Genomic DNA, 15,277 nt, shown 5'->3' on the forward strand with positions numbered 1-15,277 from the left:
TCTCCCTAAAAAATAATGCATGTTTTTTAGGTGTATTATATGTAAGGCGATTGACTTTACAAACCTGTGTTTCCCAACAGTTACGTATAAACGTAACATGTGCCTTAAGTGAATTATTGTAGTATGTGAATAGTTGAAAATCAGTTATTTGTAATAATATCCTCTTGCTTTTTTGACTTTTATTTTGATAAATTTGGTCAGGAAGAGATGAGCAGATCCTTTCATTTAGCCTTTCCCGTTAAGTCAGTACAGCCACGATTATGAATCACCCGATCACCAATAGCATGAACAGGAGGCTCACACTCAGCTTATAACCAATAAAAATCCACATTATGAAGCAAAACTATCTCCGGCTTGCCGCCGTGGGCTTACTTTGTATTGCATTGTATGCCTGTAAAAAGAATATTTATACACCTGAGGCTGGAGCAGGCAACACCACTGTCCGCGCCAATGAATCTGTCAGCATCTGGCAAACTACCGGCAGTCAGAGCCAGCTGCTGCAGCAACAGGGCAATGTTACTTTCGCGCCGGATGCCGGCACTGCTGCCACTACCATCACCGTTAATGAAGCCACCACCTACCAGAGTATCGACGGATTCGGTTTTACCCTCACACAAGGCAGTGCCAAATTAATCAGCAACCTCTCGTCCACCGCTCAGAACTCCTTATTAAATGAGCTTTTCAGCCCTTCTGGTGGCATCGGACTCTCAGTAGTAAGAATAGGGGTGGGAGCTACAGACCTGAGCGATTATTCCTATACCTATCGCGATGGCGCCTCCTTTAGTTTATCCGGCCCCGACCTGACCTATACCATTCCCATCTTAAAGAAAATACTGGCCATCAACCCTGCCATCAAAGTGCTGGCTACGCCCTGGACCGCCCCCACCTGGATGAAAACAAACGGTTCCTTTGTGGGCGGCACCCTGAAAGCAGAAAACTACGAAAGCTATGGCCAATATTGGCTGGACTATATGAACGCCATGCGGGCACAGGGCATTGAAATATGGGCGGTAACGCCGCAAAACGAGCCGCTGAACCCCTATAACGAACCCAGTATGACGCTCACCAAAGAAAATGAGCTGGGACTGATCAACAGCTACATGGGACCAAAGTTGCGGGGCGCCGGCTTCAATTGTAAGATTATTTGCTATGATCACAACTGTGATAATACAGAGTTCCCGATTTACGTAGCCAATAACAGCTCTTATGTGGATGGATCCGCATTTCACCTGTACGGCGGTAACATCTCCGCAATGACCACCGTGAAAAACGCCACGAATAAGAATGTGTATTTTACGGAGCAATATACCTCCACTACCGGCAGCTTCTCCGGCGACCTGGCCTGGCACGTGCAGAATGTGGTGATCGGTTCGCTCAACAACTGGTCTAAAGCCGTGCTGGAATGGAACCTGGTGAGTGATTCGCAGGGAGGCCCGCACACGCCCGGCGGCAGCACCGTTTCCCGTGGGGCCGTTACCATTGATGGCAGTACTATTACTCGCCGTGTGGGCTATTACATTATTGCCCATGTTTCCAAATTCGTTCGGCCGGGAGCGGTACGCATTGCTTCCAACAGTTCCGGAAGTATCCAAACCACTGCATTCCGAAACAGCGATGGGTCAAAAGTGCTGCTGGCTTTTAACAACAGCGGTTCCAGTGTATCCTTTAAGGTGAAATGGGGCAGCCAGTCGTTTACCTATACCATTCCCGGTGGTACCGCTACCACTTTTAAATGGTCCGGATCAGGTGGTGGTACTACGCCCACAGCGCCAATCGGACAAACTGTAACGCTGAAAGGTTTTAACAATCAATATGTGAGCAGTGAAAACGGTACCCAGGCCATGAACTGCAACCGCGCTACAGCCTCCGGATGGGAAACCTTTACCGTGGTGGACGCCGGCGGGGGCAAAGTAGCCTTGCAGGCCATGGGCAAATATGTATCATCGGAAAACGGGGCACAGGCTATCACCTGCAACCGCACTACCATCGGGGACTGGGAGAAATTTGACTGGGTGGTGAACGCGGATGGTAAAATATCCCTGCGGGGTAACAATGGGCTGTATGTGAGTTCTGAAAACGGTACTCAGCCAATGACCTGTACCCGCACCACTATATCAGGCTGGGAAGCCTTCGGTGTAAATCAATAATCCATTTAGTTTACCCACCGCTGGCAGTTGGCCGGGTGGGTAAACCAAATTATGCAACATGAAACATTGCCTGCTCATCCTTTTATTCATTTCGACCAGCATCGCCGCTGTGTCACAGGTTGTAACCGCTGACGTGGCCGGCGGCTACCAGGTCGCAGATCTTCGTTGGTCCATTGCCGGTAACCTGAACGGGCAAGCCATCAACGTATTGTCGGAAATAAAATGGCGCGCACTGAGCGGCCCTGTGGTAGGGGGTAGGTTAACTATTCATCCCACCAGGCGCTGGTTTGCAGCAGGGGAGGTATCGAAATGTTTTATTACCGCAGGTAAAGCTACGGATATGGATTATGGCGATAATAACCGCAGCCTGACTACGTACCACGCGCAATTGGATAGTGATGAAGGGAGCATGTCCACCCTCCGGTTGTCTGGCGGATACTATTTGGTGCACCATAAAAATTGGCAGCTGGCTGCATCTGCCGGCTATACGAAAAACACTGCATCGCTGCTGCTGCTCAATCATGCCCAGGAAGCACTGCGTTGCACCTACAACACCACCTGGAAGGGTGTGTCCGGTGGCGTATCCGGAAATTACCGGGTCGTTTCGTGGCTGGCGTTTGACGGGGAGTTGATATACAGTCAGCTGAAATATGGTGCCGTAGCGGATTGGAACCTTATTGATGCTTTTCAGCATCCGGTGAGTTTTAAGCACCATGCCAGGGGATATGAGGTGAGGATGGCGGTAAGTGGTGTTGTTAAACTGAATAGTTATTTATCATTGTTTATCTCCGGTGTGTTCCGGCACGCTGCCACCGGCAGCGGTACGGATGAATTGTTTCTTGACTCCGGTGCTGTTCAGGTCACGCAATTGAACGGGGTGTTTACCAGTGCACGTAACCTCTCGTTCGGGGCCCGCGTCCAATTTTGATGCGCAACGCTTACATCTTCATAATTAAATCAGTCCAGCTACTTTTTTTATTTTTTTTAGAGAGATTTTTTTCTCCCTCCAACAGGTTCTTAATCCTTACTGCATAAGCCCAGCAAGTGCCCTGGCGCATACCCGTTTTTTCAGCAATTTGATAGGAGGAGATGTTACCCTTGGTGGTGAACACTAAATAGACAATGTAAAATGCCTTATTGATCGGTATCCGGTTGTTTTCGAAGATGGTATCGTGCATGGGTGATTCCTCGTACGCACATTTGTTACAGCGTCGACTAAAGGGTTTTCGCCCTTTGCTGTAGTTGTGGTAATTACATTTTTTACAGGAGAAGCCATGGTTCCATTTTATAGTTGCCAGAAACTGGTAACAGGTTGACTGATCCGGATATTTCTGACTGAATTCTTCAAACGTAAGCGCTGCGGAGGTGATACGTGCATCGGTGATTTTTTCTATATTGGTTTTGAGCGCTGCATTATCTTTCTCGAGTAATTTATTCATACGGGCAATTTCCTGCGCCTGCTCGTAAATTTCCTGTGATTGGAGTTCCAGCTGCCGGGTGCGTGCTGCCACCTGTTCTTCCAGTTGTTGATTCACCCCGGCCTGCAGCCGGAGGTGATGTTGCATGTGAAAAAAGGCATCGTCCTGGGCCTGTTTTTTCTCTTTACGCAGCAACCGCACCTGATCCCCGATGGCAAAGGAAAGCAATACCATCTCCATTACAAATCCAAATACCATGCTGTAATGCAGCGCTACTGCCAGGTTGCCGCTCACCAGTCCTAATACATTGATCAGTTTTCCGATGGCACCTGAAAACAGTAGGGCATACCCTAATACAAAAAAGCGCGCCGGCTTAAACCCTTTATACCAGGTAATCAACCCGGAAATAAATACCGCAAACAGCGGAATGAAATCCAGGAATTTATAGATAAACCACTCTTTTCTGGCGAAAAGGCAAATGAAAAAATAACCGCTACGCACAACAATGATCCAGTTTATAACCTTGTACAGTACAGGGCTTTGGCGTTTTACGCGCAACAGCGTTCTGGCAAAGATGAGCGCAAATAAACTCATACAATACAAGGAGATGCCATACATATAAACGTTCAGCTGGGGCATGTTGGGCCAGATAAACTGGAACGCAATACCATCCGTACTCATTTCATAAACGCCCACGCTAACGATGTAAAGCACATAGTAAAGGTAGTGGCTCAGGCCTGTGGCCAGCAACATCAAGAGGTTATAAAAACAGAAAACGAGGATCATCCCGTAAAAGAGACCGTAGGTAATATATTCCACCAGGGCGTAGTTGATAAACCGCTCCATGCTGCGGTACACCATGATAAAGTTGATCTCATTCAACGATTTAACCCTTACGTAGTAAACATAAGTGCCCGCTGATAAATCCGGAACCTGGAATTCGAAATTTTTGTGGCGGTAAAGCCGGTGGCTGAAATTTACGCCTGCACCGGCATGTGTGGTTTGGTATCTGCCGCTGGTATCCGGTAAGTACACCGTTAAATCATCAATCGTTTGGTCAAAAAATTCGATGATGCTTTGGTTCTTTTTAACGGAATCGGCTATTACTACCTGTACTTTATACCAGTAAACAGAGGGCTGATGGATGTTCTTTGGGTAATAACCGGTATTGGCGCTGAAATCGCCAGCTGCATCCCGGTTTCGTATATCCTGGAAAGTGAGGGTGCCGGAGGCATCTTCCAGGAAATGGATTTCATCGTAGGTGAAAATATATTCGGCAGTATTGTGTTGTATGCGCACTGGTTTTTGAGCCCGCAGGGCGGTGATAAAACAGCATAGTATAACTGTTAAATATGATTTCAGGCAGATGGCAGATGTAGTTTTGGTTGTATGCATCGTATATCGCATATAGTTATGGCTGTTGGAGGCATAGTAACGTGGAATAACGCTGTTTTTACAAGATATGGCTATAATTCCAAAAAGAAAAGGTCCGGGTAATCCCGGACCTTTCTAATGGTAAATAATTAGGTATTAGTGACCGGATATTACGCTTCGTTTGCTACCGGGAGTAAATATAGTATAGGTGATGGCTATGAAACCTCCGGCCTCCAATGATTTTTTATACGAGATGCCAGTAGGTTTGGTATCATATACAACTTGTCCCATATTAGGATATAGCTCACTCCTGAGTTTCTTAACCTGCGCAGCTACACCCCCAATAGTGATATTGAATTGCTGTTTAGTGCCAAACATCAGGGATAAACCGGCCAGGTATACAGGTTTGGGTTGATCCTCAATGGAAAGGCCTGCACCAACGCCTAATCCAACACCAAAGCCTTTGGTCAGTTTAACACCAAGATTGGCCAGTGCAGCAAAACCGATGGGCGATGAACCATTGCCGGTACCGGTTAGTTTGTACTGGGCGGAATCAGTGATTACGCCGCCTGCATTGGGCTGTGCCTGCCATTCATACGTCTCGTCCTTGAACCGTTTGCCGAAACTGCCAAAAACACCTGAGCTAAAACTTACATACCATTTATTAACGACTGTCACATCAAAACCAGTACTGTCATTACGCAATGGCATAATATTCCATTTGGTTACCAGCGAGCCGGTATCTCTGGGGCTTATGCGCAGCCCGAATTGTAACTGGTGGCCTTGCGGATAGATGGGAGGTGCAGTGTAATAAAGATGCTCGCGGCTCATGTTGTTGTTAAATAATACGAGTTTGAGCAGTTGATCTTCTGCTGGTTTTTCGAAAGCGGTCCACAGTCTTTCGAGTGTTTCCTTTGTAAGGGTGTATTCTTTTACCGCTAATTCAGCCGTGTTGATTTCCTCCTTGATTTCAAGTGTATCGCATGTAGGTAAGGCATCTATTTTTTTCTGCGTTTCAATTATTTTGGCAGCATTCTCTTTCGGTTTTTCTTTCAGTTTTTTGAGTTCCTCTGAGAGCGCATTCTTAGTCGTGATTGTTTTGCGACAACCGTCCAAATTAAGATTGAAGTTATTTAAGTTAAGCTGTGCTTTGTTTATTTCTGATGAAATACCGGCATAGCCATCATTATAGCTATTTCTCACAGCTGATAACTGGTTGCTCAAAGTACTGAAGGATTGCTTTCCCGTGTTTTTTAGTTCATCACAACACGCTAGTGTTCCACAGCTGCTGTAGGCCATTACATAATTGTCCATCAGCTTATCATAGGATGTTTTATAGATCTCCATTGCATCCTTCAATTTAGCGAGGGGCGATTTGGATGCGCTGTTCTTGTCAGCAGGAAGCAATTTTAACAACGCATCATAAAACTCTCCCTGACCTAGAAATAGCTGGTTAAAAAGCGCAGGAGGCTCGCTCCCAAATTCTATGTCATCAACGCTGAATCCCACATTGTATATGTAGCGGTTTACGTTAACTACCATGAACTTCAATTCCTGATTATATTTAACTTTTACGCCGCGTAAATTTGTAACACGTGTAAAGTCTGTATCCTGGAGCTGATACAGGGTGTTGCAACTGAAGTCATATATCAGCACCGCTTTATCTCCACAGTCTTTACATCGAATAGAATCTAGCACTGCTTTGTTCAGTATACCACTGGGTCGAGATTGCGCCTTTAAAAATAATGTGCAGAGGGATAGGATTACTGTCATTAATCCATACTTAAAATTCATGATAGAAATGTTTTTGGTTTGGGATAGAGAAATATTTGAGGAATGAATTATTTTTTAGGTGGCCCAAAGGCCTCTACCGCGCCTTTTTTATCCTGGTCGGTAAATGCAAGTGATAAGGTGCCTTTACCGCCACAGTAATAGTGCATCACCGAACGATCGTCATAATCGGTGATTTCTGTGAAATCGCCGCTGATGACATCCTCTCTGCAAACGGGAGGAGCACCTACTCTGATTTGTTCATGGATAAAGCCAAGGACATGGCCAATTTCATGGCGTAGTAAACCTACCTTGTCGTAATCTGTATGAAAATAGGAACTGTCAATTCTCAAGCGTCTTTCCGGAGTGGCCGTTTTGGGTGGGAATGCGCAGGCGATGAATTTGTTATAGGACTCCACGCCGATTACTACAAATTGTAAACCTTCCGTAGGACGTTTTTCATACTGTTTGTCTTTTGCAGCAATGTATTCAAATTTGATATCACAGATTTTTTGCCATTCATCAACCGCCTGGAGCATGTTTTTTCGCACCGTTTCGTATTGTTGCTTCGTTGAAAAGGAGCGTTCGATAATTGCAAATGTCAACACCGTTTCCTTGGGCCATTGCAGTAACTTCCCAAATTCATCTTTCATTCCCCATAACTCACGTTGTTTTAGTTGCCGCTTTGCATACTTGGGCTTTTTGAACAGCGGTGTTTTGTTGCGAAACCGATCATACTGGTCAGGAGTCATCAGGATATCACCTTCCACCAGGTAAAATGGCTCCCCATCAATTTCTATCCGCCGGTGCTGGTAAATCAAGGTGTCCTTTCCATCTATATAGGAAAGCGGGCCAGGGTCGTTCATAACGGTGTCGCCTATACTCATATCAGAGAAGCCATCATATGCCTGTATTGCATAGTAATTTTCTCCGACGTAATTGGCATCCAGGCTTTTTCGGGATATACAGGTGCTAAACAATAAAATGCTTGCTGCAGCGACAGTAAATGCAACTACCTTTTTCATGGTAAGGGTCTCGTAATTAGGGTTAGTGCTTAATTTGCAGAAGCTAAAATTACAAATTTTGGAATAAATTGGTTACCCTTTTAGTTGTATGTTTTAATAAACCGACAAGTTATTTTTACTTTTTCAATATCCTGTCAAACGCCAGGTTGCTCGCGCCTTCCCCTCTGCCTGTCTGTTTACGTGTACCCACCCACGTGAATATTGCGCCGTTGTACCACCGGGTACGCTGGTAAGCCCGGTATACATTAGTACCGGCGCGTGGCACCTCTTCTTCATTAATAAAATATCCCAGTCCTTTATCCAGTCCTTCCCGCAATAACGGGGTACGGGGCTTTATTTTTTCAGGTTTGCCGGAAGTGTCATTTTCCAAAATACGTGGCATGGCGGCTCTTTGCAGATGCACTGCCCGTTTGGTGGCATCCTGCTGTGCCGGAATAAACGGTATCCAGTTTTCAGGAACCGTATTCATCACCTCATAGCGGATGGCGGCTTCATTAGGGATCAATGGGGCAGCCGGTGGCAGCGGACCTGATGCATCCAGCAGTTGCTGGTATTTGCGGCGTAGTTCCACGGCGGCTTCGGCGCCGGATTTACCCCAGCCGGTGGCTAACGGAACGGTAGTTTCTACCGCCCATACCATGTTGGCAACTTCATCGCGGAGGAGGTGGACTTCCTCCAGGGGGGCGCCTTCCAGCATTTTGGGGACTACCGGCAATATGAGTAAGCTATTATCGGTTTTCTCAGGGCCTTTTCCTTTGGTGCTGAGGGTAAACATGCTCCACTTGTTCCAGGCATCGTCAAGGCCGCGACCAGCAGCTTCTATCCAGGTTCGTTCTCCGAATACGTTGGTGACAGTCATGCCCTTAATCCGGGCAATACTGCCGGCGTCCAGTGTGAAGGGGAGGAGGAACCAGTCGTTTGCATATACAAGCGCAAATTCAATATACAGGAGTTTACCCAGGTCGGTAGGGCCTGGATTTAATTTACCGAGGTTAGTGCGGCCATCCTCAAATGCCCACCAGCGGGTGTTAGGCATGCCGTCGAACTGCACCGGCACCGGCATAAAAGTGTTGGTAACCGGTAGCTCTGTATCAGGAGGCGGTGGCGGTGTATCGCCCAGCGTAGCCTGTTTGGGGTCTATATCCAGGTTGTACCAGTCCAGATGGCCGTGGTAGTATTCATCTGCTGTCAGTACTTTTTCTGTGCCTTCTACAGGCGCAGAGCAGGCAAACTGATATTCCAGGTTGCGTGGCTTCCAGGCGCTGGTGGCCGGGTCAGCAGGCTGAAAGAATAAGTGTTTGTACCATGCCTTGAACTTTTCTGCCACGGCATCTACTGCGGCCTGCTTTGGCAGGTCGCCCGCCAGTGCAGGAATATTATCCCAGGCGTGATTGGCAGGGTTTTGCAAATGTAGTAACAACTTGGCGCCATCCATACTCCTGCCCGCAACAGCGCTGAACTGCTGCCATACTTCCCGATGGGCAGTGCGCTGCACATCGTCTTTACTGTCTTTGTCGGGAGTAGTGATGGGATAGTTACCAATATAGTCGCTGCGGTAATCACCCACGGCCGCTACCATTTTCAGCCATTGCCTGCCTATCAGCAGGCGGATATCCAGTGATAGTTCCTGTTTGCCGCTGATAAAGGGGATAGGTTGCTGTTCTACTTGTGCTTCCAGTGGTACAGCATCTGTAAACGGCTGTACGGGCCCTTCTCCAGCCAGGTATTTGGTTAGGTGGGTACTGCCCATATGTATTTTTGAAAACACGGGGGTGCCGGCATCATCGCCGATGAACTCACCCATTTGCCATTGGCGTGTGAGCATCCACAGTGGATCACGGACTTCCGCACGTAGTGCACGTTCCAGGTTGTCCGTGCGGGGGCGCCCTTCCAACCGGTTCCATAAGGTAATGGTGGGTAAAATACGTTTGTTCAATACCTCCACGAGGTTATCCGTAGCTACATACTTATTCATATCAGGGCTTTTGAAGTATTTCGTGAATGGAATTGTTGAACCCGTAGTTGAGCGAAATCGAAATGGGATGAACAGTCATCGAGGATACCACTGCCGGCAGGAAACGTGCGTAATTAGTAGTATCCAATTGATCCGGCTCAATAGCGCGCTGTTTAGCTGCTTCAAATGTTTCATGAACGATCTCCTGCAGGTCACTCCATTTCCATGACCCGGTGTACACCGGTGGCATGGCCAGCAGCATCACCTGCGGAGGTTCTGCATTGGGTTTGTCGTAATGAAATGCGATGCCGGCAGTTTCCTTTTTTGCCGGTATCAATTCGGTCCATTCATCCAGCAGCAGCCCGCACTGTGGCTTTGATGCATCAAACGGGGCGGTGTAATGCGCGGTATATAACAGTCTTTCACTCTCGATGTCGTATGTTTCCGGGTAAGGTAATGCCAGCCAATGGTCGGCATTTTTGTAAGGAAACTGCACCGGATGCAACGTTAGTTCTTTATTTACCAATGCCTCGGTAAGCATCACCGTGTTTTCCCAGTGGTGCATGTGTTCCCGCACGCGTGCAATGCCATACAGCCAATCATCCACCGGAAAATCAGTGGTTGCCTGACTATGTGCCAGCAGTTCCGTTTGCGCGGCATAGCTGTTTGCCCATTCCTGTGCACTGGTATGGCCGGGTGTGAATTCCGGTACCAGCTTAAAATCTTCCTGGAACAACTGTTTAGCAGCTTCCAGCAGCAAGTCCACTTTCTTTTTGCTGTCAGGTAATGCAGCGGATGCTGTCAACAGATCGCCGGATTTAAGCAGGCGTTTTTTCAGGTCTGCGGAAAGCGCTAAAGCCTTTACTGATAAGTCTTCTACCGCATTGATAACAGCTGTTTCCACACTTACCACTTCAAACACCTCGGTATCGTAGGCAATCAGCGGCAGGGCAGCGGTGGTTTGCTGCAACAGGTCAAACACCTTATCGGTATTGATGTTGAGCAGGTCCTGGAATACCTTCAGCTTATCCGTAAAGCTTTGCTTCACCGGAGCCAACTGTGTTTTATAAGTATCCGGATCTGGCGGGAGGGTTAGCGCAACGGTGGAAATCAGTACCCTGGCCTGCTCCAGGAGATTGAATTTTTCGGTTGCGGTGGTAGTGAGCGGTAGTGCGTCATAGTCGGTCATCAGCTGGTCAAAGTCAGCGGATTTTTTGGTCCAGCGTGCTACCAGTTCATTTATTTTCGTGAGCAAGCTATTAAACAAGGTTTGCCTGGTTTCATAGATAAAGCCGATGCCTGTTTGTGGCAGCCCGGTAGCGCCGGCAACACGAAGAATCGCCGCGTAGTCTTTCATCAGCTGATCCATTTCACTAAGCTGCTGCTGGCGGTTGGCTACCATGTCCGACAACAGTGTATCCATATGCGTTATGAAATTTTTCAACGGAGTGTCCACCAGCGATTGCAGGGCGTTACGCCAGGTATGAATGCGTTGCGGGTTGAGCTGTTGCTTCCCTGGCTCAACAGGGCTGGTAGCGGCAGGAAGTAATACATCCGTTGCCGTTAGTGCCCTGGATTTTAGCAATAGGGTAGCTGCACTATTCAGCAGCGGCGCCAGCTCAAAGAAGGTGAAATGTCCGCTGAGGCCTTTCATGTAATTAATCTGTACGATCGTATCAGGCCTGATGCCAGGTTGTTGCATCACCAGCCCTGTGATCCGGTCGTCCAGCTCCTTCATTTGTTGTTCACTGTCTAAATTAACGGTGTAAAGAATATCTATTGGCTGCAAGCCCAGATCGGCGGCAGTAATTTTCTTATCAACTTCTGCATTGTAGGATACCAGGCAAATAACTTTATCAGTGGCCGGTAAAATACCTTTTAGCCATTTGTTGATGGCCGGCTCGGCCTGGGCCCGTGGTGTGACTTCCAACGTTCCGTCCAGCCCCGCTTCCAGGTGAAGGCCTACGCGGTGAGTGAGGTTAATACCGCTGCGTGGTGTTTGTATCACATCCGGGATAGGAGGGAAGTTGCCTTTTGCATACGTATCAAACGAGGCCGCGCCGCGCTCGTAGTTTCCCTGCACTACCTGGTGTACACTCTCAGACATGGCTACATCGGCAATGGCATCATTGATATCGCGGATATTATTTATTTCCGCAGCCATAGCAGTGGCCTGTTGAGGCGTAGTAAACGCCGGCAGCCAGGTTTTACCAAATGGATAAGTACTATGTCCTGTTTTTTTGATGTGGGTGATGAGTGATAAACCGTCCACCACGTTCCTTGCTTCGATGGCTTCTACCGCATCAATAGGTATATCACTGCTTTCATCTACTTTAGTATCCTTGTTTTTATTGGCCACCAGCGGGAATGCTTTACGCAGCTGGTAGATGTAATAATCCAGCTCTACCCCCGGATGACCGTCATGCAGTCCGCGTTCAAGGTAGTAGCCCAGCAATGCGCCTAACGATTGGCCACCACGTATGCCCTCAATCACCGACAATGCTTTACGAACCCGCTCCGAAGAAAGGTTGATCCGGAAGGAGTCAGGGTTCCCGTTGGCAATATAACCATTGCGCAGGATGGAAGCGGTAACGGCGTGGTTCACCGATGGTGCCAGGATGAAGCCGCCATTGGTATTATCTTTTACAATCGGTGTATGATCTTCTTTTACGAATATCTGTTGCAGTTCTTCTCCCTGCGGCACAAATGGTGTCAGTACTTTATTTTCAGACCTTACATTTTCCAGGTAGCCATAGGCTCCCAGATAAATCCCTTTGCCGGCTTGCTGCTGACCACGTACTTTAGCCAGCTGGTAGTTTACCAGGCCGTTTTTCCAGGCATCCAGGCGATAGCTGCAGCAGTCGATATGCTCGGTGAAGAGTCGTTCCAGGCGCGCCGTAGGCACATCTTTGAGCCATTCCAGTGCATCCAGTTGCTCGCCGAGATATTCGGTGGCCACATCCATTTTGATGAGCTTTGGAATATGATCTCCCAGCAGCCGGTTAGGGCTGCCCGTAATCTTTTCGGCAGGCTGATAGAGGAAGAGGTATTTGCTTTCCGACGCAGGTGCCTTTTGTTGTATGTTGATGAAGGGAGGTTCCTGTTGTAATATTTTCGCACGTTCCGGGGTGATGAGTGCTGACCGCAGGTACAGGAAGCGGCTCACTTCCACATAGCTCAGATCCAGTGCATGGTGCAGCACCAGGTACAGCAGTGATACCGGTATTTTATTATCCAGGAAACCCTGCTGTTTACGCAGTGTGTCGTGCGAGGTTTGAGCTGCCTGGATCAGCCAGTGAATATAGTTTTTGTTATCGGCACCGGTTACATATTTCCGAATGGGTGCAGTTTCTGATAACGGCTGATCATCCACCACAGGTCCTTTCAGCTTGTTAGCCTGTTCCCAGAAAAATTTGTTGAGGATATCGGGTGTTACCCTGCCGTTATAGCCTAACTGCTTCAGCAACGTCATGCCCGTTTCGATATAGGCCCCTGCTAGCAGGGCGCCGATGATTTCTGAGAAAATGCCTTCCAGCTTAAAGCGGTTCATGAAATCTTCTTTGCTCTGGCCCTGTCGCTGGTAAAACTCCACCGTGCCTGCATTTTGTCCCAATACATCGAGTAATACGCGGTGGGGGTCTTCTTTTGTTTTGCCTACGAAGGACACGGCGGGCAGCAACTTCAGAAAATCGGCATCTACCTTTTTTAATATTTCGTATAGGCGTAACAGATAGCTGTTGCCGGTATTGACCATCCCGGTTACATTGGTACCGGCAATGCCAGGTACCGGCGTATGCAAATCAAACCAGCCTATTTTGGAGAAGTTGGTAACTGGCAGAATGCCATAGGGCTGTTTGCCTACTTTGATGGCTGGTACAGTATTGCGGCCGGATACATGGCAGTTGAAGTAAGTACGGGTAGCTTCTATGTCTTCATCGGTAAACACGCCGTGCATCATGGTTTCCATCATGTATCCCAGGGTAGCGGGCCACAGGGCGGTATTCATGAGGCGTGCTTCCATCTGGTCGGTATGATCGCTGTTGAGCATTTTTTGCAACGCATCCGGATTGATGCCAAGTGCTTCCGCCAACCATTGTCCATCCTTTTTTTCCAATAGCTTAGGGGTGATATCAAAGAGATGATCTTTCTTTCTGTTGTCAAAGCTTTCGTCGGGATCGTCGATGTAGCGGTGGGCAGTACCTTCCTCCTCTGTATTATTGGTGGGCGTGCCCTGCGGTAAAATGATACAACCTTTTTTGCTCACACGGTGGTGCTCCAGCAAGGTTTCCAGCAGTTCCTGCCCTTTGGTGGCACTGCCACTCATGCGGATACCCAGGGCGCTGATGCGACTAAAACCATGGGTCACCTGGTCCGCGGTAATATTAATCTTAAAACCTAATCCTATTTTAATGGCTGCTTCAAAATCGGACATCCACCGGATATCCTCGTGCAGGGTAAGGTCGCCATTACCGTTGCGGATGAATTGTTCCTCCGGTTTGGCGGATGGATCAGGGCCCACTATCAATGGCGAGGGGATAGGTTCTCCCAATACCTCAAAACCTACATTATTTTCCTGGTAACCCGTTACCACAAAGCGATCCGGCATCACATACACTTTAGGGGCCTGCGACCACGATTGCTGTTTGGTGTTAACGTCCCCGCTGTTTTGCAGTTGCAGAAATACCACCTGTACATCCACCTCTTCCCGGGCAGTATCTTCCGGCGGGAGTACGGTAATATTTCCAGGTTTATAGCTCGTTACATATTCGGTTGCTTTATCCGGGCCTACCACATCTACAAGATCATTAAAAGCACTCTCCTGTTCCACCAGGTCGGTATATTTTATCCAAACCCTTTCCCAGTAGGTTTTTAGGGCATCCTGCGCGTTAGTGGTGGGCAGTGTGAACGCAGTGATCACAAGGATAATATCGGTGGTATCAGTACGTACAGGCTTGCCCGTTAGGTCGGCCGGTTTATAGTTATCCAGTATGTAACCTGCCCTACCGGAACCATAGCCATCTACCATCACCCGCCAGGCCGCCCGCTCCATGCTCTCCAGGCCACCGGCTTCCCAGTACTTGGCCCAATAGTACGCAGCGTTTTTTACCTCTGCTTCAGATAACGTCTCCTCAAAAGTATCAATCATGAAATCATCCGGGAAGATGCGGACCCACAGCTGATCTGTCAGCACCTGGCGCTCATTCATTACTTTCTTGAAACGGGTTTCTATCCGCACCGGCATTAACAGGAACGGATAAACGTCGTTTAGCTTGGTTATTCCCTGACGGGGATCAGTAAATACACTGAATTTTTTGTACAGGTCTTTTTCTTTCAACTTACGGCTGTTGAGCTCTTCCTGCAGCTGACCGAGATTGTTTTTCAGTGCTTTCTCCTGGTTCTCCAGTGCATGTAGCCGCGCCTGCTGCGTTTGGTCGTTCCCGTTATAAGACCTCAACAGGTTTTGTTTTTCGGCTGCAATACGTTTGAGCTGTTCACCTGCGTCCAGGAAAGACTGATGGGCAGCGGACTGGCTGCTGCGGGCGTCATCCAGTTCTTGTCTTAAGCTATCAAATTCTGCCATGATTTTTT

Annotated in this window: 7 protein-coding genes; 2 read left to right on the top strand and 5 right to left on the bottom strand. The window is 48.0% G+C overall.

The genetic code is table 11. The features are described 5' to 3' along the window. Positions 1 to 332: 332 nt before the first annotated feature. Positions 333 to 2,147, top strand: a complete 1,815-nt coding sequence (locus KW844_RS11055) for a glycoside hydrolase family 30 beta sandwich domain-containing protein (protein WP_218376788.1) — start codon at positions 333 to 335, stop codon at positions 2,145 to 2,147. Positions 2,148 to 2,205: 58 nt separating this feature from the next. After that, positions 2,206 to 3,075 carry an omptin family outer membrane protease gene (locus tag KW844_RS11060; RefSeq protein WP_218376789.1) on the top strand — a complete coding sequence of 290 codons (870 nt, stop codon included), beginning with the start codon at positions 2,206 to 2,208 and terminating at the stop codon, positions 3,073 to 3,075. Positions 3,076 to 3,085: 10 nt separating this feature from the next. Here KW844_RS11060 and KW844_RS11065 read toward each other — a convergent pair whose 3' ends face one another. The 5 genes from KW844_RS11065 to KW844_RS11085 all read right to left on the bottom strand — a co-directional run bounded on the left by KW844_RS11065 (position 3,086) and on the right by KW844_RS11085 (position 15,269). Continuing rightward, entirely contained in the window at positions 3,086 to 4,960 is a 1,875-nt protein-coding gene (locus KW844_RS11065) for a 7TM diverse intracellular signaling domain-containing protein (RefSeq protein ID WP_218376790.1), read from the bottom strand. 135 nt (positions 4,961 to 5,095) lie between these two features. After that, positions 5,096 to 6,481, bottom strand: coding sequence for a hypothetical protein (locus tag KW844_RS11070; protein ID WP_218376791.1), 1,386 nt, complete (start codon positions 6,479 to 6,481; stop codon positions 5,096 to 5,098). Between the two features lie 299 nt (positions 6,482 to 6,780). Further along, entirely contained in the window at positions 6,781 to 7,734 is a 954-nt protein-coding gene (locus KW844_RS11075) for a matrixin family metalloprotease (RefSeq protein ID WP_218376792.1), read from the bottom strand. Between the two features lie 115 nt (positions 7,735 to 7,849). Next, a complete protein-coding gene (locus KW844_RS11080; RefSeq protein WP_218376793.1) occupies positions 7,850 to 9,709 on the bottom strand; it encodes a hypothetical protein in 1,860 nt (619 codons plus the stop codon). A gap of 1 nt (position 9,710) precedes the next feature. Further along, positions 9,711 to 15,269 carry a hypothetical protein gene (locus tag KW844_RS11085; RefSeq protein WP_218376794.1) on the bottom strand — a complete coding sequence of 1,853 codons (5,559 nt, stop codon included), beginning with the start codon at positions 15,267 to 15,269 and terminating at the stop codon, positions 9,711 to 9,713. Positions 15,270 to 15,277 lie beyond the last annotated feature (8 nt).

It is taken from the genome of Chitinophaga sp. sic0106 (assembly GCF_019219075.1).
Lineage (GTDB): Bacteria > Bacteroidota > Bacteroidia > Chitinophagales > Chitinophagaceae > Chitinophaga.